Here is an 18113-nt window from a genome sequence, read left to right on the forward strand (position 1 = left end):
TATAACTTAAAGAGAACACTATGAACATAATAGAAGGCAATTTATCCGCCGCAGGCGGCAAATTTTGTTTGGTTTCTTCACGCTTTAATAGCTTTATCGTGGAGCAACTGGAATCAGGAGCGATCGATGCATTAGTTCGACATGGCGCAAGTCGGGATGATATTACTTTAGTTAAGGCGCCGGGTGCATTTGAATTACCGATGGTGGTTCAACGAATCGCCGCACAAAAACAATTTGATGCGATTATCGCACTCGGTGCCGTCATTCGGGGCGGAACGCCACATTTCGAATATGTCGCCGGCGAATGCGTCAAAGGTATTGCCAATGTCTCTTTGAAATATGATGTGCCGGTGTCATTTGGTGTATTAACCGTTGATAGCATCGAGCAGGCGATCGAACGCGCGGGGACTAAGGCGGGCAATAAAGGCGCAGAAGCGGCATTGTCAGCGGTTGAGATGGTCAGCTTGTTTAACAACCTGAGTGCCTGATGAGTTCTTCAAAAAGTAAAGCGCGGGAATGTGCTGTGCAAGCCCTGTATCAATGGCAGGTCTCGGGGGATAGTTTAAGCCGGATTCATGACTATTTTATCGAGCAGGAATTTTTAAAAGGTGCGCAAAAAAGTTATTTTTATGATTTATTTCATGGCATACCAGCAGAGCTAGATGTCATTGATAAAACCTTGGCAGAGTTTGTCGATCGGCCGGTGGAAAAGCTTGACCCTGTGGAGCGGGCCATTTTACGTCTCGGCACTTACGAGCTGATTAAGCGGCTGGATACGCCATACCGCGTGATCATCAACGAAGGCGTAGAACTGGCTAAAGCCTTTGGTGCAGAAGGCAGCCATAAATATGTCAATGGCATTTTGGATAAAGTTAGCCAGAAAACGCGGGCGGCTGAAATTAAAGCTCGGCAACAAAAGCGGAAATAGTCTTGAGCGCGGCGGAATTCGATCTGATAGCGCGTTTTTTTGATTGGCCTGCAAAGCACAAGCTCAATCGACTTAGCGTCGGTGATGATTGTGCCTTGTGTTGTGTGCCGGCAGGTCATGAACTGGCGGTCACAACCGACACGATGGTTGCGGGCGTGCATTTTTTTGAAACCGTTAAACCCGCATTTTTGGGTCATAAATTACTGGCAGTTAATTTAAGCGACCTGGCTAGCATGGGGGCGGAGCCTTTTGCCGTCACATTGGCACTGACCTTGCCCCGTGTCGATGAAGACTGGCTGGCTGATTTTAGTGCAGGCTTGCGCCAGTTGGCGGAACGCTACTCAGTAGATTTAATCGGTGGCGATACCACATCCGGCCCATTGACACTGACCCTCCAGGCCATGGGTATTGTGCCGGAAGGTTTGGCCTTGCGGCGCGATGGTGCGCAGCCGGGTGACCTGATTTATGTGACCGGCACATTGGGGGGTGGCGGATTGGGGCTGAAAATTGCCCAAGGCTATCAAAGCATTCTGCCAGAAATGGCACTGCAGCGTTTTCATTGTCCAGAACCGCAGCTGAAACACGGCCTAGCCTTACGCGGAATTGCCAGTGCCTGTATTGATATTTCCGATGGCCTGGCCCAGGATCTCGGCCATATTCTGGCTAAAAGTAATGTCGGCGCCTGTCTTGATTGGGAACAAATCCCCTTGAGTGCCTCGGTTCGGGACTATATTGAACAAACGGGTGATTGGCAACTACCTATTTCAGGTGGTGATGATTATCAGCTTTGTTTTACCGTTCCTCCAGAAAAACAGCATCAATTAACCACAGATTACACGCGGATTGGTGTGATCGAAGCGCAACCCGGTCTTCGGATTAACAGGCAAGGCAAAGCTCAAACGATTCAGGCAAAAGGTTATGAACATTTTTCTTAAAAAGAATTACGGCCAGGCCCGGCTCTCGGCCAAGCAAATTATGACTGATCCGGTTTTGTTTCTGGCTTTTGGCTTTGGTTCCGGCTTGTCAAAATATATGCCCGGGACTCTGGGAACCCTGGCTGCCATTCCGCTCTATTGGGTGTTTTATCAGGCCGGCTTTGTCGCCTACAGCATCTTGACTGTAATAGTCATCTTGTCTGGTATCTGGATTTGTGAGCAGGCCGCGCAAAAACTAGACTGCCATGATTTTGGCGGTATCGTTTGGGATGAAGTGGCTGGTCTATTGATCACCCTGTGGTGGATACCTTTCAGCGGGCAGAATATCGTTATCGGATTTGTTTTGTTTCGGATACTGGATATTCTTAAGCCGTGGCCGATTAAATGGATTGACCGCAAAGTTCAGGGTGGCTTGGGTATTATGCTCGACGATGTGTTGGCTGGAGTTTTGGCGGGTATGTTGTTAATGATATTTTTCTGACCGAAGCCGCACGGGGCCATGTGTTTTGCCAGGTAATGTTGTTTTAAACATCTGAGTTAACATGGATGAAAAAGATAATTTAAGGTGCTAACTAGAGTCGGATTTGATTCCGCGACAGATAATATCGAATATCAGGGATTATAGACAGGATAATTTTTTAACCGGGCAATTTTTCCTGAATGTACTGTGAATACCGTCGAATATGCAGGAATGGTTGCTTGATAATAATTATGTTAGATTTTTTCCTGACATGATCAAATTGTTTTAAGTGTTAAAATAGGAAAGTCTTACTACCTAACAATGAGGAACTGTTACATTGGAAGCATACTTTAAAAAAAACAAGGTTAGATTGTATCTCGGCGATGCAATCAAAGCCCTAAACCAACTGCCAGATGAGAGTATTGATCTTATTTTCGCTGATCCACCTTATAACCTATCAAATGATGGTTTTACTTGCCATGCAGGAAAAAGGGTAAGCGTAAATAAAGGAAAGTGGGATAAAAGTCAAGGAATTGATTCAGATTTAAAGTTTCATTATTCTTGGATAGAGGCTTGCAATCGCGTTTTAAAACCAAATGGTTCATTATGGATTTCTGGTACATATCATTCTATTTATGTTTGTGGTTATGCTTTGCAGAAGCAAGGTTGGCATATTATAAATGATATTTGTTGGTATAAACCAAATGCTGCTCCTAATTTATCATGCCGCATGTTTACAGCGAGTCATGAAACCTTGCTTTGGGTAAAAAAAACTAAAAAGCCAAACATACTTTTAACTACGAAGCTATGAAGTTTGGTGACTTTCCTAATGATGTAATAAAAAACCAGAGAAACAAATGCGTAGTATCTGGGCAATAGGAACACCAAAAATGGAGAGAAAAAAAATACGGTAAACATCCTACACAAAAACCAGAGTCATTATTAGATAGAATAATTATCGCGTCATCTAATGAGGGTGATATTATTCTTGACCCATTTTGTGGAAGTGCAACCACGGGTGTTTCTGCTTTAAAATATCAGCGTAAATTTATAGGTATTGATTCTGAGAAAGAATATTTAGATAAACTTGCTATTCCAAGACTTTCAGATGTATTAGAAAAAAATAAATCAAATGTAAAAGTTTTACAGGTGAGTGAAAATAACGCTTATTACGACATATTACCGTAGGATAAACATGGAACGAACAGAGGCAGTACAAAAATTACAGCAATTAGTGGGTAAAGAACTTCATCAATTGGCAAATGAGTATGGAGCGCTAAATGTCAACCAACCTGTCGCATTTTTTGCAATAATTTACGAAATGAATTTTATTAAGCTGCTTGACATTCTGTTGTGTTGAAATTTTCCTTATCCGGATTAAGATAAACATGGCCAATGGGCGTTAAATTTCGTGTTTGTCGTCCATTCCATCGCTCTGGATTGTCTCTTTTTGCTTGCTCGATGACTCGTTTTCTTTTTTCGAGTACGGCGCTGTCTAAGCCGTTATGGCGTTGGTTGGGTGTTACAAACTTGAGCGCACTGTGTTGATGTTCATTGTTGAACCAACAAACGAAAGCTTCAACCCAGTTCCTGGCTTCGCTTAATGTTTTAAAAGGGTTTTCTGGAAAGGTATGATGATATTTGACTGTTTTAAATAACGATTCTGAATAAGGATTATCATTACTGACACGAGGTCTGCTGAACGACGTGGCAATGTCTAAATCGACCAATTTGGCCCTTAATGTTGCGCCTTTCATCGGACTGCCGTTGTCAGAATGTATCACCAATTGCTTTTTGTCGATGTTTTCCCGGCGAGCGATATCTTCGATCAAATCAGCAGCGTGTGCGCTTGATTCGGCATCATGAACTTGCCAGCCTACGATTTTCCGACTATAGATGTCCATCACCATGTAGAGGTAAAAATACTGCCCTTTGACGGGGCTTAATAAATACGTAATATCCCACGAGTAGATTTGATTGGCCTGTGTGGCTTTGAGTGACTGCGGTTTATTATGCTGACCTGCGGCTCCTTTAGCTCTGTGCTTAAGCTGGTTGTGGGCTTTCATGACACGATAAAGGTTGATTCTGATGCGAGATAGCAGCCCAAATCCAATAACCTCGGAACGATTTGATGCGGCGTTAAAGCGCTGTATTCCGGTTTATTAATCACGGTGATGATTTCTTGCTTGATGGCCTCGGATAATTGATTGTGCACAGGCGCTGTATTGTGCAGTCGTAGGTCTTCTGAGAGTCCTTCTCCCCGGTTCCAACGCTGATAGGTTCGAGCTGATATACCCACCAGTTCACAGGCTAATTTCTGCCGCGCTCCATTGTCAACGGCTTCATCAATGAGTGCGCTGTAGTGTTGGCGATCTGAGTAGGCGATTAATCGGCCGCCTTTTCCCCCAGATCGCTTGGCACTTTTTTGATAACACCAGTAAAGCCGCTGTTTCTGATAACGCTTTCTCTTTGCGGTTTAGCTCCTTATGCAAACGCTTGTTTTCTTGTTTGAGTTTTGTTTGCGCCTGTTTATATACGGATTCTGTTGATTTAGATTCTGACAAAAATTCCGCTTTCCAGGTATTTAGATGATGTAAGTAGATGCCTTGTTCACGACAATAGGCGCTAGCCTGATCATCGGTGAGATGATGACAATGAACAATGGCTTCAAAACGTTCTACTGTATTCCAATCTTGAGGGCTTTTTTCTTTTGACATGTTTGACTCTGTTTTTCGAGTTGATTTTTCTTAGCTAACCGAATCCATTTTTGAAGTGTGGAGTAACCCACACCTAAAGTAACTGCAATTTGCTTTAGCGATTGTTCTGGTCTTCTGGATAATGCTTTTCTACTGATTGTACTTTAAATTCTTGGCTAAATACGCTCATTTTTGTCTCCTGATTTAAAATTTCCTAGGCGACAGGTATGTTGACATAGGGGTTACGGCGGTCGGGACAATACCGTGACTGGACAAGAACGGGCAGATTTTATGTCGATGCGACTAAGCATGACGGTACCACTGTATTTTTCCACCAAGCAAGATAAAGCGTTGTCGCAGCGAAGACAGGAACTGATTCAGCGCAAATATGCCTTGCAGGATGAGTGGAACCAAGTACGTGAAGACATTTCCAGAGCCGTCAGTGATTTTCGGCGTTCAAAAACCAAACCGTACTGTTCAATAGCGGCATCATTCCACAAGCTAGACAAACGGTAGCGTCAATGCTGTCAGGCTATCAAGTGGATAAGGTCGATTTTCTGAATCTGGTTCGAAGCCAGATCACTTTGTACAACTATGAAATCCAATACTGGAAAGTTTTAACGGAAGCCAATCAGGCATTGGCTCAATTGACCGCCATGATTGGCAAGGAAGATATTTATGAATAAGTCGATAGTCATTGCTGTTGTGATGCTGTTGGTGGGATTTGGTTTAGGGAGCTGGCTGGATGGCATACTTCAGAATGAACCTTATCCCATTGGGCATAAGAATATGCCTGAAGATACTAAGGAGAAGGCAACAGAACGTAAAATTTTGTTTTACCGCAACCCGATGAATCCCTCAGTGACTTCGCCGGTGCCAGCTAAAGATTCTATGGGCATGGACTATGTGCCGGTTTATGCCGAAGAGAAAAAACCAAAACAGCGCAAAATTCTGTTCTATCGCAGTCCAATGAATCCTTCTGTGACCTCACCCGTCCCAGCAAAAGATGCGATGGGTATGGATTATGTGCCGGTTTATGCTGATGACGATCAATCGGCTGATGAGCCTTCCGGCACTGTCAAGATTGATGGCACTGTTCAGCAGCAAATTGCTGTCAGAACCACCAAAGCGGTGCGAGATGTATTGTCCCGGACGGTTCGCGCTGTCGGTCGGGTAGATTATGATGAGGAGATGCTGGTTCGCTTGCATCCTAAAATCGAAGGCTGGGTGGAAAAACTGTTTGTCGATAAAACTGGTCAGTGGGTCAAGGAAAATACCGAATTGTTGAGTATTTATTCGCCTCAACTGGTGACCAGTCAGCAGGAATATTTATTGGCACTTAATAATTTGAAAGCTTTGGAAAAAGTCCGGTTGCCGATATTCGGCGAGGGGCTGAAGAATTGGTGAAAAGTTCTCGGGAAAGATTGCTGTTGCTCGATGTCCCCTTGCATCAAATCAGAGAATTGGAACGTACCCGTAAAATCAAGAAAAGCTTGCATATTCATACGCCTGCCAGTGGCATTGTCATGAATATCGGTGTGCGGGAAGGGCAATATGTCACGCCTGCGACCGAACTTTATATGATTGCTGATCTGCATAAGGTTTGGGTGTATGCCGATATTTATGAATATGAACTTCCTTGGGTCAGGCCGAATGATCCGGTTGAAATGCAACTGGCCGGGGTGCCCGGGAAGACATTCAAAGGCCCCCTATGTCAACATACCTGTCGCCTAGGAAATTTTAAATCAGGAGACAAAAATGAGCGTATTTAGCCAAGAATTTAAAGTACAATCAGTAGAAAAAGCATTATCCAGAAGACCAGAACAATCGCTAAAGCAAATTGCAGTTACTTTAGGTGTGGGTTACTCCACACTTCAAAAATGGATTCGGTTAGCTAAGAAAAATCAACTCGAAAAAACAGAGTCAAACATGTCAAAAGAAAAAAGCCCTCAAGATTGGAATACAGTAGAACGTTTTGAAGCCATTGTTCATTGTCATCATCTCACCGATGATCAGGCTAGCGCCTATTGTCGTGAACAAGGCATCTACTTACATCATCTAAATACCTGGAAAGCGGAATTTTTGTCAGAATCTAAATCAACAGAATCCGTATATAAACAGGCGCAAACAAAACTCAAACAAGAAAACAAGCGTTTGCATAAGGAGCTAAACCGCAAAGAGAAAGCGTTATCAGAAACAGCGGCTTTACTGGTGTTATCAAAAAGTGCCAAGCGATCTGGGGGAAAAGGCGGCCGATTAATCGCCTACTCAGATCGCCAACACTACAGCGCACTCATTGATGAAGCCGTTGACAATGGAGCGCGGCAGAAATTAGCCTGTGAACTGGTGGGTATATCAGCTCGAACCTATCAGCGTTGGAACCGGGGAGAAGGACTCTCAGAAGACCTACGACTGCACAATACAGCGCCTGTGCACAATCAATTATCCGAGGCCATCAAGCAAGAAATCATCACCGTGATTAATAAACCGGAATACAGCGCTTTAACGCCGCATCAAATCGTTCCGAGGTTATTGGATTTGGGCTGCTATCTCGCATCAGAATCAACCTTTTATCGTGTCATGAAAGCCCACAACCAGCTTAAGCACAGAGCTAAAGGAGCCGCAGGTCAGCATAATAAACCGCAGTCACTCAAAGCCACACAGGCCAATCAAATCTACTCGTGGGATATTACGTATTTATTAAGCCCCGTCAAAGGGCAGTATTTTTACCTCTACATGGTGATGGACATCTATAGTCGGAAAATCGTAGGCTGGCAAGTTCATGATGCCGAATCAAGCGCACACGCTGCTGATTTGATCGAAGATATCGCTCGCCGGGAAAACATCGACAAAAAGCAATTGGTGATACATTCTGACAACGGCAGTCCGATGAAAGGCGCAACATTAAGGGCCAAATTGGTCGATTTAGACATTGCCACGTCGTTCAGCACCTCGTGTCAGTAATGATAATCCTTATTCAGAATCGTTATTTAAAACAGTCAAATATCATCATACCTTTCCAGAAAACCCTTTTAAAACATTAAGCGAAGCCAGGAACTGGGTTGAAGCTTTCGTTTGTTGGTTCAACAATGAACATCAACACAGTGCGCTCAAGTTTGTAACACCCAACCAACGCCATAACGGCTTAGACAGCGCCGTACTCGAAAAAAGAAAACGAGTCATCGAGCAAGCAAAAAGAGACAATCCAGAGCGATGGAATGGACGACAAACACGAAATTTAACGCCCATTGGCCATGTTTATCTTAATCCGGATAAGGAAAATTTCAACACAACAGAATGTCAAGCAGCTTAATAAAATTCATTTCGTAAATTATTGCAAAAAATGCGACAGGTTGGTTGACATTTAGCGGTTTTACAACGTGTTTCAAAACAAATTGAAATGGCGATGAAAACCCTGCCGGAAACAATATCAGCCTTTGGGGATCGTACTGTCGGCGGTTATTATCTGGATTTTGATATCGACCGGGAAAAAGCTTCTCGATACGGTTTGACAGTCGGTGATGTGCAGGATGTGATACAAAGCGCTATAGGCGGCATGAATATCACCGAAACGGTAGAAGGATTGGAACGTTACCCGGTTAATCTGCGCTATCCGCGTGAACTGCGTGATGACATGGAAAGCCTGAGCCGGGTTTTGATTCCCACGCCGCTGGGTGCGCAGATTCCGATTACGATGGTCGCCAAGCTGGAATTACGAAGAGGACCACCGTCGATTAAAAGTGAAGACGCCAGACCCAATGCCTGGATTTATGTAGATATCAGTACATCCGATATTGGTGGATTTGTGGCCAAAGCCAAACAGGTATTGGAAGAACAAGTTGATATTCCGGTGGGTTATACCGTTACTTGGTCAGGTCAGTTTGAGTACATGGAACGAGCCGCCAAGCGTTTGAAAATAGTCGTGCCGATTACCTTGATGGTCATTTTCTTTTTACTCTATCTGACCTTTGGCAACATGACAGAGCCCGTTATTGTGATGTTAAGCGTACCTTTTGGATTGATTGGAGGAATCTGGATAGTTTATGTCTATGGCTTTAATTTATCCGTAGCTGTTTATGTCGGCTTTATCGCCCTGGCAGGTACGGCGGCGGAAACAGGCGTTATGGTGCTCAATTTTATTGATATAGAAATTGCTAAATTACGAGAGCGCAAACAACGGCTTTTATCCTCGTTAGAAATTAAAGAGGCTGTTGAATCAGCAACCGCTTTGCGCGTTCGGCCCGTTGCCATTACCGCCTTTTCCACCATGATTGGATTGGTACCCATTATGTGGAGTACCGGTACCGGTGCGGATGTAACGCAACGGATTGCTGCACCTGTGCTAGGGGGTATGTTTACGGTGTTATTGTTGACCTTGCTGGTTTTCCCTGTCATTTACAGTTTGGTGTTACAGCTCCAGGAATGGCGGAAAAGGCAGGCGCTGAATACAAGCCATTCCACCCATTAAGGGCTTGAAATAGATGACTGTGTCTACGTTTAGTTGATACAAACTGGTGTGGCACAGTCATCACCGACAAAATGTAATTTAAGGGGTAAGAAATGTATAAAGTATTTATTTTATCAATGCTGATATTGGCCGCATGTACAGAAAATAAAAAACATCTGTAAGTACATCGTCAACATTAGATATTAAAAATATAAAAGGGATGGAGATTTATGAGGCCAATTGTGCAGCATGCCATGGCAGTGATGGAACTGGGTCTATATCCGGTATTCCTGATTTAACTCAAGTTGCGGGTTTCAAAAGGGGGCGTGACTCGGATAGTGAATTATTTCGTCATATTAAACATGTCAAAAATGGACTAAAAACACCAAAAAGTCCATTAGCCATGCCAGCGAAAGGAGGTAATCCAAACCTAACAGAACAAGAGATCATTGAAGTATTGAAATATATGCGTGAAAAATTCACTAATGAATAAGTCAATAATTTCTTGTTTTCTTCGATATTCAATATTTATGTTGGCTAACGCGAGGTGAGTGATGAAAAGACTATTATCTGTACTCACCTGCATCAGTATTGTTTTCCCAATGACTGGGAGAGTAGCTTATGCAGATGAAGTTAAAAATAAAGATCAATATGTTTCTAGAGAGCAATATGATCAATTAAAAAGGGAAATGGAAGAGTTAAGAAAACAAGTTCAGTTTCTAATGAAAAAGGAGGACAAAAGCGTCAACAGGCGAAAACGTTTAAAGATAAAGAACAGCAGAATACAGCATCAGAAATTGCCCAGCTAAAAAGACTGTTAATGACTTAAAAGAAGAAAGTAAAAAACAGAAAGATGGGACTACTGGCTTTTTGTTAACAGGGTATGGCTTTGCAGGTTACAACGATTCTCAACGAACTAATTCTTCTTTTAATGCAGGATTTAACCCAATATTTCTTTGGCGATTAAGGGAAGATTTGTTATTTGAAGCGGAAATTGAGTTTGAATTTGAAGATAACGTAACAGAAGTATCATTAGAGTTTGCTCAGTTATCCTATCTATTAAATGATTACCTGACAATAGGAGTAGGGAAGTTTCTTAATCCGAGCAATTTTTTTATGGAAAGATTGCATCCGGCATGGATTAATAAACTACCGGATAGACCGATCACAATGATCGAGACTAACCCTTTACAAGCTAATTCCCAATTAGGTATTCAGATAAGAGGGGGTGCCGATAGGACATAAGCGCCAACTTAAGCCATTAAATCATTGATTACGTGTTGAAAAATAAAGGTGTGGCCACCACATAGAGTCTTTTGCCGACAAAAGTGAAAACCCTATGAAAAAGCAGCCACCTCACATAGATACTCGTTTTGAACAATTTGTGCAAGAACTTCCAGAAGATTATCAACAACAAGCCTATGAATTTAAAGCCTTCACGCGTGCGCGCAAGATCCGTTCGCCCTTACAACTGTTACAGTTGGTGATGCTCTACTGTGGTCTGGATTTCTCCTTGCGGAGTTGCGCCGGCGAGGTGGCTCACTTACAGGGCTACCTGAGTGATACGGCGGTAAAAAAAGACTGGCGGCCTGCGTTCCTTGGGTAAAATCCTTGCTATCGGGCGTATTTGGGTTGCATCAGGTGGTTGACAGTGGTTCATTAAGCTTCGTTATTATTGATGGCTCGACCGTGCAGGAACCCGGTGCGACAGAAACCACGTATCGGCTACATATCGCGATAGATTTGATTTCACTGACATTGCGCCAGGTTGAAGTCAGTACGGACAAGATTGGCGAAAGCCTTGACCATTATGTGCTGGAATCGGGCGATGTCGTGTTGATTGATCGTGGCTACAATCAACCGAAGTCGTTGGTGCCTTTTATTGACCGAGGTGGCGATATTGTGCTGCGCTATAACGCACACAGCATGAATTTATACGAGCTTGACGAGCACGGCAAAATGATAAAAATTGACTGGGAAACGAAATTACAACGTCTCGGGAAACAAGCGGGGGCTATTCCGGTTTATTTGTGCCATGATACTAAACGAATCGCCTGCACGGTACATGCGGTTCCGTTACCTGCCGAAAAAAGCGGCGCAAGCCTGGCGTAAAGCGAAACTCAGAGCGCAGAACAAAGGACGTACAGCCCAGGAAAAAACGCTCTATCTCAGTGAATGGGTCTTAATTTTAACGTCCGTGCCGGTCGAGTTGCTCAGCACCGAAACGGCTGCCGCGCTCTATCGTGTACGCTGGCAGGTGGAATTGGTGATCAAACGGCTGAAAAGCCTGTTGGCGATCAATCAATTACGTGCCCGTAAAGACAGTCAATTGGCCGAATTGTATTTACAGGGCAAACTTCTGTATGCGGTGGTTACGGAAAAGATCGCGCAGCGGTGTTTTACCAAGGCCTTGACGAAAATGGATGGGCCGCGTGCATTGACACCCTGGCGTTTGTATAAAACGATTGCTGAGGACATTAAATCAGGATTGAACGCCTGTTTTCCGAAGCAAGAACGCTTTCAGCGTGATTATTTGAAAAGCGTTAGCGAACGCCCGAGAAAACGTTCGTTGCAGAGTCTACCTGAACCGATTTTGGGAATGATTCGACAATGCAGAGAGCTGGGCGTAAGTCGTGTTTAATCAAGTGGTTGGGGGCTTAAGTTGGCGCTTATGGGGTATGGGCTATCGTTTTATCCAAGAGGAAAACTTATCCGACGGCATTTTTTATGTTGTTTTCTCTGGTTGCTGCCGGGATGTTAATGTTTACGGGTTGGTTAGGTGCCGAAGCTGTTTATCGTTATGGCTTGGGAGTTAAGTCATTACCGGTCGTGTCAGAAGGAGCTGATGGACATAATCATAGTCATAATTTTGATGAAGCCAATTCGGTTAATAATGATAAGATCGGTGATATTCAAAATGAAAGTGAGCATGATCATATACATTCCTCTAGGACGGAATCTATGCAGCCGACACCTATGAATAAACACAATCATTCTTCAGAGGCTATTCATTCACATACAGGTACATCTGATAAAAAGAAAAATAATTTAAGCGATACTAGTCATTCTCATACAAAATCGGTGCATTCTCATGGACACGATAATGTTCCTCATCAGCATTGAGATTAATAATATATTGAGTTAATATTTTTATATGATTTAGTTTAATGATTTGCTTTAAATGCGGTAATAAAATACTTCACCAGCCTTATATTGTAGGGAATAAAACATTTTGTTGTGAAAATTGTTCTTTTGAAGCGCAAAAATGTATATTGAACAGAGTAATACTAATACTGTTTTTGCTGAAGTTCTAGTTAGTGCTTTAGATTTACGCGAACATGAAACAGGTATGCATTCTAAGAGGGTGGCTTGCCACACATTAGTATTAGCGCGTCAGTTAATTAGCAATAAAATGGAATTGCAGCAAATATATTGGGGGCGTTGTTACATGATATAGGTAAAATAGGTGTTTCTGATGATATCTTATTAAAGCCTGGACCATTAACTGATGAACAATGGAAAAAGATGAAAATGCACCCGGAGAAAGGCTTTGAACTGATTTCTCAGATTCCTAATATGGAAAGTGCAGCACAAATTATTTATTGTCACGAGGAAAGATATGATGGATCAGGTTATCCAAGAAACTTAAAAAAGAGACGATATTCCTCTAGGTGCAAGGTTATTTATGATAATTGATACTTTAGATGCAATAACTTCTGATAGGCCTTATCGTAAAGCTCAATCATTTGATATTGCTAAACAAGAAATAATTAAAATGGCAGGGACTCAATTTGATCCATTAGCGGTTGATGTTTTTTTATCTGAAGAGAAAGTGATAAGAGATATGGTAAACAATAAATGTCACTTACCATTTCCAGAAATGTAAGTTTGTCTAATATTTTTATTTTATGTTATTTGATGTGAGAATTAGATGTAATATTTTGATGTAAGTGATTAGGCGAAAGTCGTATTGTGTTAATTGTAAACTACACTTTTGCGCTGCTTAATCTGTACCAGATAAGAAATTGCCTAAGACAATCACATTTGTTTCTGACCACTTATTTTGATGTATAAAGACTACTTATAGAAGACGTTAATATCATAGTGATGGTAGGTTTTAATGTTAATTGAACAACCTGATTTTATTGATGGTGTCATTGTATTTGTGGTAGTCACAATGGTATTGGTGAGCATGGTTTTAGCCGTGCGGTTGTGGCTTAGGCGAAAACGCCGGGTAAAGATTATCATCAATCAAAATAATGTGATTACGCTGAATACGGGAGAAAAACTATTACAGGCATTGGCCGAAAAGGAGATTTATCTGCCTACAGCTTGTGGCGGTAATGGTACGTGTGGACAGTGCAAATTAATTGTCAAGCGCGGCGGAGGATCAGTATTGCCGCCAGAACAGGCTAAGTTAACCCCCGAACAAATAAAAAGAATTATCGTTTGGCGTGTCAGATTACAGTTAAAAATGATCTTGAAATAGAAATACCACCAGAATTGTTACTTAAAAATGAATGGACTTGTGTCGTAGCATCTAATCGTAGCGTTGCGACGTTTATTAAAGAACTTGTTTTAGAATTACCGCCAGGACGGCCCTTTAATTTTAGAGCAGGGGGCTATATCTTGCTGGAGGCTCCGGCTTGTTCGGTAAATTTTAAAGATTTTGATATTGCAGAGAAATTTCGTCCAGTCTGGGATAAATTAAATCTCTGGCGTTATCAGGTAACATTAGGCGAATCAACTCGGCGGGCTTATTCGATGGCCAATTATCCAGACGAAAAGGGCATTATCATGTTGAATGTCAGAATTAGCTTACCGCCGGCAGAAAATCCAGAACTTCCACCCGGTAAAGTGTCGTCTTATGTGTTTAGTCTGAAACCAGGTGATAAGGTTAAAGTTTCGGGGCCTTTTGGTGAGTTTTATGCGCGTGATACTGATAATGAAATGATCTTTGTGGGCGGTGGTTCTGGTATGGCGCCAATGCGTTCACATATTTTTGATCAACTGAAACGGCTTAAGACACAGCGTAAGATTTCATATTGGTATGGCGCGCGTAGTTTGGCCGAAGTCTTTTACCGGGAAGATTTCGATCGTTTGGCGAAAGAGCATGAGAATTTCAGTTGGACGATAGGTCTGTCAGATCCCCAACCGGAAGATGCGTGGCAAGGGCCGACTGGATTTATCCATCAAATATTGTATGAGCATTATTTAAAGTCGCATCCGGCACCGGAAGATTGTGAATATTATCTTTGTGGCCCACCGCCGATGATCAACGCCGTACAAGACATGCTGAATGATTTGGGTGTCGATGAAAATAGGGGCTGTTGCCATTTCACATAGGTAACCATAAAAAGGCGCAAGCCAGAGCGATAGAGCCTTCAAAATTTCGTTTGAGTTTGTCATATCGCGTGGCGATCGCTCTGAAATGCTTAAGTCTTGCAAACACATTTTCAACGAGATGGCGATATTTGTAGAGACACCAATCCATTTCATCATTTCCCGAGTTGAATTCTTTTTCTTGGGATAACAGGAACAGCCCTTTGTCTTTAGTCATAGCCTCTGTCAGCAACTATATAGTCACCTTTTGGGAGCTCTGCAACTAATTTCGGTGCTTCTTTACAGTCATGAACTTCGCCGCCTGTCACTGAGAAATGAATAGGAAGACCACAGGCATCAACGGCCATATGAATTTTACTGGTGTTCCCGGCGACAGATTTCCTATCGCTGTTTCTTGTTCACAGGCCGCACCACTACTATGCTGATGTGCTTTCACAATACTCCCATCAATAAATTCCCATTCCAGGTCTGGATCAACAACCAAGGCGTTAAAAATACCCATCAGTTTTTCTTTACGAGACCAGTCATTGAATCGTTTATATACCGCATTCCAATTACCAAAAGCCGTGGGTAAATCTCTCCAGGGACAACCTACTCGCAAGCGATAAAAATACCTTCGACTGTTTTTCGAAGACAAGGTTTGTCATAAATTCCCATTTTCAACATAATTATCTTCAGTTTCTCCCAAAGTTCATCCGTAAGCAGTTGTCGCGGCATAGTTTGCTTGTTTTTGAGTCAAAATAAACAATCTATGTGGCGGAGTTATTGAATTTCAAGGGGGATTTTCAAAACGGCAACAGCCCCTAATATTCTATTTGATAAATTTGGCGAATAAATATCGAGTTAACTAAAAAACAGGACATTTAAATATGGCACATCAGCATGAGCGGAAAAATAACTCTTCTTGTTGTCAACACAAGGACACACAAGAAAAAACTCATCATTTAGCAAGCCCGAGTGGGCAATATGTGTGTCCCATGCATCCACAAGTCCGACAAGATCATCCGGGAGATTGTCCTATTTGTGGCATGACACTAGAACCTGTCAATATCACTGATGAGGCATCGACGATTCAATACATTTGTCCCATGCATCCTGAAATCGTGCGTGATGCTCCCGGTGATTGTCCTATTTGTGGTATGACGTTGGAGGCTAGAGAAATTCAGGCCGATGATGAAGACAATGCCGAACTTATGCACATGATGCGGCGATTTTGGATTGCGCTAGGGTTGACTTTACCGCTATTTATTCTGGCGATGGGTCATGATTTAATGCCTGGGTTATTAGCTGGCAAACTGACAACTCAAACCATTCAATGGATTGAATTTGTTTTGGCGACACCGGTCGTGTGGTGGTGTGGATGGCCTTTTTTTCAAAAAGGCTGGGCATCCATCATTAATCGTCATTTAAATATGTTTACCTTGATTTCACTCGGTATCAGTGTGGCATGGGGATATAGTCTGGTCGCCACGTTTTGGCCTAATGTTTTTCCCGCTATTATGCGTGATGAAAGTGGCGCGGTCGGTGTTTATTTTGAAGCTGCCGCCGTTATTACAACGTTGGTCTTATTAGGCCAGGTTTTGGAATTAAAAGCGCGCAGCCAAACCAGTGCGGCGATTAAGTTATTGTTGGGAATGGCGCCAAAAACGGCGACACGAGTTAATGCACAAGGCGATGAAGAGCGTGTTCCACTGGCGCAGGTGCAGGTCGGCGATCGATTAAGAGTTAAACCGGGTGAAAAAATCCCAGTGGACGGAATTGTATTGGAAGGGCATTCGACTGTCGATGAGTCGATGGTGACGGGTGAGCCACTTTCAGTCAGTAAAAAACCGGGCGACCATGTTATAGGGGCGACAGTTAATGGTACTGGCAGTTTGCTGATTGAAGCGGAAAAAGTGGGGCGCGAAACACTACTAGCTCAGATCGTTCAGATGGTGAGTGAAGCGCAACGTAGTCGGGCGCCGATTCAGAAACTGGCGGATACTGTCGCAGGGTATTTTGTGCCTTTAGTCATTTTAATTGCTTTATTGACATTGTTTATTTGGTGGTGGTTTGGGCCGGAACCACGTCTGGCGCATGCCGTGGTGAATGCCGTGGCTGTGCTGATTATTGCCTGTCCTTGTGCTTTAGGTTTGGCCACACCCGTGTCTATCATGGTAGGCACTGGCCGCGGAGCGACTGCTGGGGTCTTGATTAAAAATGCACAAGTATTGGAATTGATGGAAAAAGTTGACACCTTAGTGGTGGATAAGACCGGAACATTGACGGAAGGAAAGCCTAAATTAACCCAGGTGAAACCAGTAGCCGATATTGATGAAAAGACGTTTTTACAGCTGATTGGCAGTTTAGAGCGTGCGAGTGAGCACCCATTAGCTGAGGCTATTGTTCAAGATGTTTTATCGAGAGGGGTCGATTTATCAGACGTTATGGCATTTCAAGCGCTGACGGGCCGAGGTGTGCAAGGGCAGGTCAATGGCCATACAGTGACATTAGGCAATTCCCGGTTAATGCAGGAAATGGGAATCAATATCGAAGCTCTGACCCGGGATGCAGAAAATTTGCGTAAAAATGGCGAAACGGTCATGTTTGTCGGTATTGATGGCAAGGCAGCTGGTTTAATTGCAGTTTCTGATCCAATCAAAGCGACAACCGCTAAGGCATTAAAAGCGTTGCATGATTTGAATATCAAAGTCGTTATGTTGACGGGGGATAACCTGACCAGTGCAAATGCGGTGGCTGCGCGTCTGGGCATCGATGATGTTGTTGCAGAGGTTTTGCCCGAACAAAAAGCCCAGGTGATTAAACAATTACAGAGTCAAGGGAAAGTGGTCGCCATGGCAGGAGATGGAATCAATGATGCGCCGGCACTAGCACAGGCTGATGTGGGAATCGCGATGGGAACGGGGACGGATGTGGCTATGGAAAGTGCGGATGTGACATTGGTAAAAGGTGATTTAATGGGTATCGTGAAAGCGCGTCGCTTGAGTGTGTCCACTATGCGTAATATTCGCCAGAATTTGTTCTTTGCATTCTTTTATAATAGTTTGGGTGTACCGGTTGCTGCTGGAATATTGTATCCGTTTTTTGGTATTCTGCTGTCGCCTATGATTGCGGCAGCGGCGATGAGTTTTAGTTCGGTCTCAGTGATTTTTAATGCGTTGCGGTTACGGAATTTATCGTTATGATGAGACTTAAACCCAGCTTCTGATCCGTAGGGGCAATTCATGAATTGCCCCTACATGGTTAAGGTTAATTCTTCTTGTAAATTCATCATACAAGTTACGTCTGCGTAACATCAGTCAAT

Annotated in this window: 17 protein-coding genes and 6 pseudogenes; 21 read left to right on the top strand and 2 right to left on the bottom strand. The window is 43.1% G+C overall.

What is annotated here, in order from left to right:
- Positions 1-20: 20 nt before the first annotated feature.
- The 5 genes and pseudogenes from ribH (at position 21) to JEU20_RS11565 (ending at position 3511) form a co-directional block, all read left to right on the top strand.
- The gene (gene ribH, locus JEU20_RS11545) at positions 21-488 is read left to right on the top strand and encodes a 6,7-dimethyl-8-ribityllumazine synthase (protein ID WP_198246260.1); all 468 of its coding nucleotides are present in this window, start codon (positions 21-23) and stop codon (positions 486-488) included.
- Complete coding sequence (gene nusB / locus JEU20_RS11550; protein ID WP_198246262.1) at positions 488-928, top strand: transcription antitermination factor NusB; 441 nt, start codon at positions 488-490, stop codon at positions 926-928. The genes ribH and nusB overlap by 1 nt, the downstream gene beginning before the upstream one ends.
- A gap of 2 nt (positions 929-930) precedes the next feature.
- On the top strand, positions 931-1863 hold the full coding sequence (gene thiL, locus JEU20_RS11555) for a thiamine-phosphate kinase (RefSeq protein ID WP_198246264.1): 933 nt from the start codon (positions 931-933) through the stop codon (positions 1861-1863).
- A complete protein-coding gene (locus tag JEU20_RS11560; RefSeq protein ID WP_198246266.1) occupies positions 1847-2344 on the top strand; it encodes a phosphatidylglycerophosphatase A family protein in 498 nt (165 codons plus the stop codon). Before thiL ends, JEU20_RS11560 begins: the two co-directional genes overlap by 17 nt.
- Positions 2345-2660: 316 nt before the next feature.
- Positions 2661-3511: pseudogene (locus tag JEU20_RS11565) on the top strand (DNA-methyltransferase).
- Positions 3512-3654: 143 nt separating this feature from the next.
- Here JEU20_RS11565 and JEU20_RS11570 read toward each other — a convergent pair.
- Positions 3655-5209: pseudogene (locus JEU20_RS11570) on the bottom strand (IS3 family transposase).
- Positions 5210-5283: 74 nt separating this feature from the next.
- Between JEU20_RS11570 and JEU20_RS15635 the strand changes: the two are divergent.
- From JEU20_RS15635 to nqrF, 15 genes and pseudogenes are all read left to right on the top strand, one after another.
- Positions 5284-5535, top strand: a complete 252-nt coding sequence (locus JEU20_RS15635) for a hypothetical protein (protein WP_198246268.1) — start codon at positions 5284-5286, stop codon at positions 5533-5535.
- Between the two features lie 5 nt (positions 5536-5540).
- On the top strand, positions 5541-5705 hold the full coding sequence (locus tag JEU20_RS15640; protein ID WP_198246270.1) for a hypothetical protein: 165 nt from the start codon (positions 5541-5543) through the stop codon (positions 5703-5705).
- 103 nt (positions 5706-5808) lie between these two features.
- Positions 5809-6731, top strand: a pseudogene (locus tag JEU20_RS11585) (efflux RND transporter periplasmic adaptor subunit); the annotation flags it as partial.
- Positions 6732-6777: 46 nt separating this feature from the next.
- A protein-coding gene (locus tag JEU20_RS11590) for an IS3 family transposase (protein WP_198246272.1) occupies positions 6778-8332 on the top strand; the annotation gives its coding sequence in 2 pieces (ribosomal slippage) (positions 6778-7949 and positions 7948-8332; 1557 coding nt in all).
- A 51-nt stretch (positions 8333-8383) separates the two neighbouring features.
- Positions 8384-9487 (top strand): annotated as a pseudogene (locus tag JEU20_RS11595) (efflux RND transporter permease subunit); the annotation flags it as partial.
- 199 nt (positions 9488-9686) lie between these two features.
- Positions 9687-9959 carry a c-type cytochrome gene (locus JEU20_RS11600; RefSeq protein WP_198246274.1) on the top strand — a complete coding sequence of 91 codons (273 nt, stop codon included), beginning with the start codon at positions 9687-9689 and terminating at the stop codon, positions 9957-9959.
- Between the two features lie 61 nt (positions 9960-10020).
- Positions 10021-10275: a hypothetical protein gene (locus tag JEU20_RS11605; protein WP_198246276.1), complete on the top strand. Its 255-nt coding sequence runs from the start codon at positions 10021-10023 to the stop codon at positions 10273-10275.
- 61 nt (positions 10276-10336) lie between these two features.
- Positions 10337-10711 carry a hypothetical protein gene (locus tag JEU20_RS11610; RefSeq protein ID WP_198246278.1) on the top strand — a complete coding sequence of 125 codons (375 nt, stop codon included), beginning with the start codon at positions 10337-10339 and terminating at the stop codon, positions 10709-10711.
- A 94-nt stretch (positions 10712-10805) separates the two neighbouring features.
- Entirely contained in the window at positions 10806-11072 is a 267-nt protein-coding gene (locus JEU20_RS15310; protein ID WP_245395171.1) for a hypothetical protein, read from the top strand.
- Between the two features lie 5 nt (positions 11073-11077).
- The gene (locus JEU20_RS15315; RefSeq protein WP_245395237.1) at positions 11078-11578 is read left to right on the top strand and encodes a hypothetical protein; all 501 of its coding nucleotides are present in this window, start codon (positions 11078-11080) and stop codon (positions 11576-11578) included.
- Positions 11502-12107 (top strand): transposase, encoded by a 606-nt coding sequence (locus JEU20_RS15320; RefSeq protein WP_245395238.1) that lies wholly within the window; start codon positions 11502-11504, stop codon positions 12105-12107. Before JEU20_RS15315 ends, JEU20_RS15320 begins: the two co-directional genes overlap by 77 nt.
- Positions 12108-12151: 44 nt before the next feature.
- Positions 12152-12589, top strand: coding sequence for a DUF2231 domain-containing protein (locus JEU20_RS11620; RefSeq protein ID WP_342590522.1), 438 nt, complete (start codon positions 12152-12154; stop codon positions 12587-12589).
- A gap of 318 nt (positions 12590-12907) precedes the next feature.
- On the top strand, positions 12908-13162 hold the full coding sequence (locus tag JEU20_RS15325; protein ID WP_245395239.1) for an HD-GYP domain-containing protein: 255 nt from the start codon (positions 12908-12910) through the stop codon (positions 13160-13162).
- On the top strand, positions 13152-13352 hold the full coding sequence (locus JEU20_RS15330) for a hypothetical protein (protein WP_245395240.1): 201 nt from the start codon (positions 13152-13154) through the stop codon (positions 13350-13352). The genes JEU20_RS15325 and JEU20_RS15330 overlap by 11 nt, the downstream gene beginning before the upstream one ends.
- A 234-nt stretch (positions 13353-13586) precedes the next feature.
- Positions 13587-14812, top strand: a pseudogene (gene nqrF / locus JEU20_RS11630) (NADH:ubiquinone reductase (Na(+)-transporting) subunit F).
- Here the strand turns inward: nqrF and JEU20_RS11635 are convergent.
- A pseudogene (locus JEU20_RS11635) lies at positions 14805-15526 on the bottom strand (IS5 family transposase). The pseudogenes nqrF and JEU20_RS11635 sit on opposite strands and share 8 nt — an antisense overlap.
- A gap of 260 nt (positions 15527-15786) precedes the next feature.
- On the opposite strand from JEU20_RS11635, the gene JEU20_RS11640 reads away from it, so the two are divergent.
- Positions 15787-17994 (top strand): copper-transporting P-type ATPase, encoded by a 2208-nt coding sequence (locus JEU20_RS11640; protein WP_245395241.1) that lies wholly within the window; start codon positions 15787-15789, stop codon positions 17992-17994.
- The last annotated feature ends 119 nt before the right edge of the window (positions 17995-18113 follow it).

The sequence above is a fragment of the methane-oxidizing endosymbiont of Gigantopelta aegis genome, from assembly GCF_016097405.1.
Lineage (GTDB): Bacteria > Pseudomonadota > Gammaproteobacteria > Methylococcales > Methylomonadaceae > Methylomarinum.

Coding starts and splice junctions, on each gene's coding strand:
- ribH (WP_198246260.1), top strand. CDS start 21: ATGAACATAATAGAAGGCAATTTATCCGCCGCAGGCGGCAAATTTTGT.
- JEU20_RS15310 (WP_245395171.1), top strand. CDS start 10,806: ATGAAAAAGCAGCCACCTCACATAGATACTCGTTTTGAACAATTTGTG.
- nusB (WP_198246262.1), top strand. CDS start 488: ATGAGTTCTTCAAAAAGTAAAGCGCGGGAATGTGCTGTGCAAGCCCTG.
- JEU20_RS11600 (WP_198246274.1), top strand. CDS start 9,687: ATGGAGATTTATGAGGCCAATTGTGCAGCATGCCATGGCAGTGATGGA.
- JEU20_RS11640 (WP_245395241.1), top strand. CDS start 15,787: ATGCATCCACAAGTCCGACAAGATCATCCGGGAGATTGTCCTATTTGT.
- JEU20_RS11605 (WP_198246276.1), top strand. CDS start 10,021: ATGAAAAGACTATTATCTGTACTCACCTGCATCAGTATTGTTTTCCCA.
- JEU20_RS15320 (WP_245395238.1), top strand. CDS start 11,502: ATGATACTAAACGAATCGCCTGCACGGTACATGCGGTTCCGTTACCTG.
- JEU20_RS15330 (WP_245395240.1), top strand. CDS start 13,152: ATGATAATTGATACTTTAGATGCAATAACTTCTGATAGGCCTTATCGT.
- JEU20_RS11560 (WP_198246266.1), top strand. CDS start 1,847: ATGAACATTTTTCTTAAAAAGAATTACGGCCAGGCCCGGCTCTCGGCC.
- JEU20_RS15640 (WP_198246270.1), top strand. CDS start 5,541: ATGCTGTCAGGCTATCAAGTGGATAAGGTCGATTTTCTGAATCTGGTT.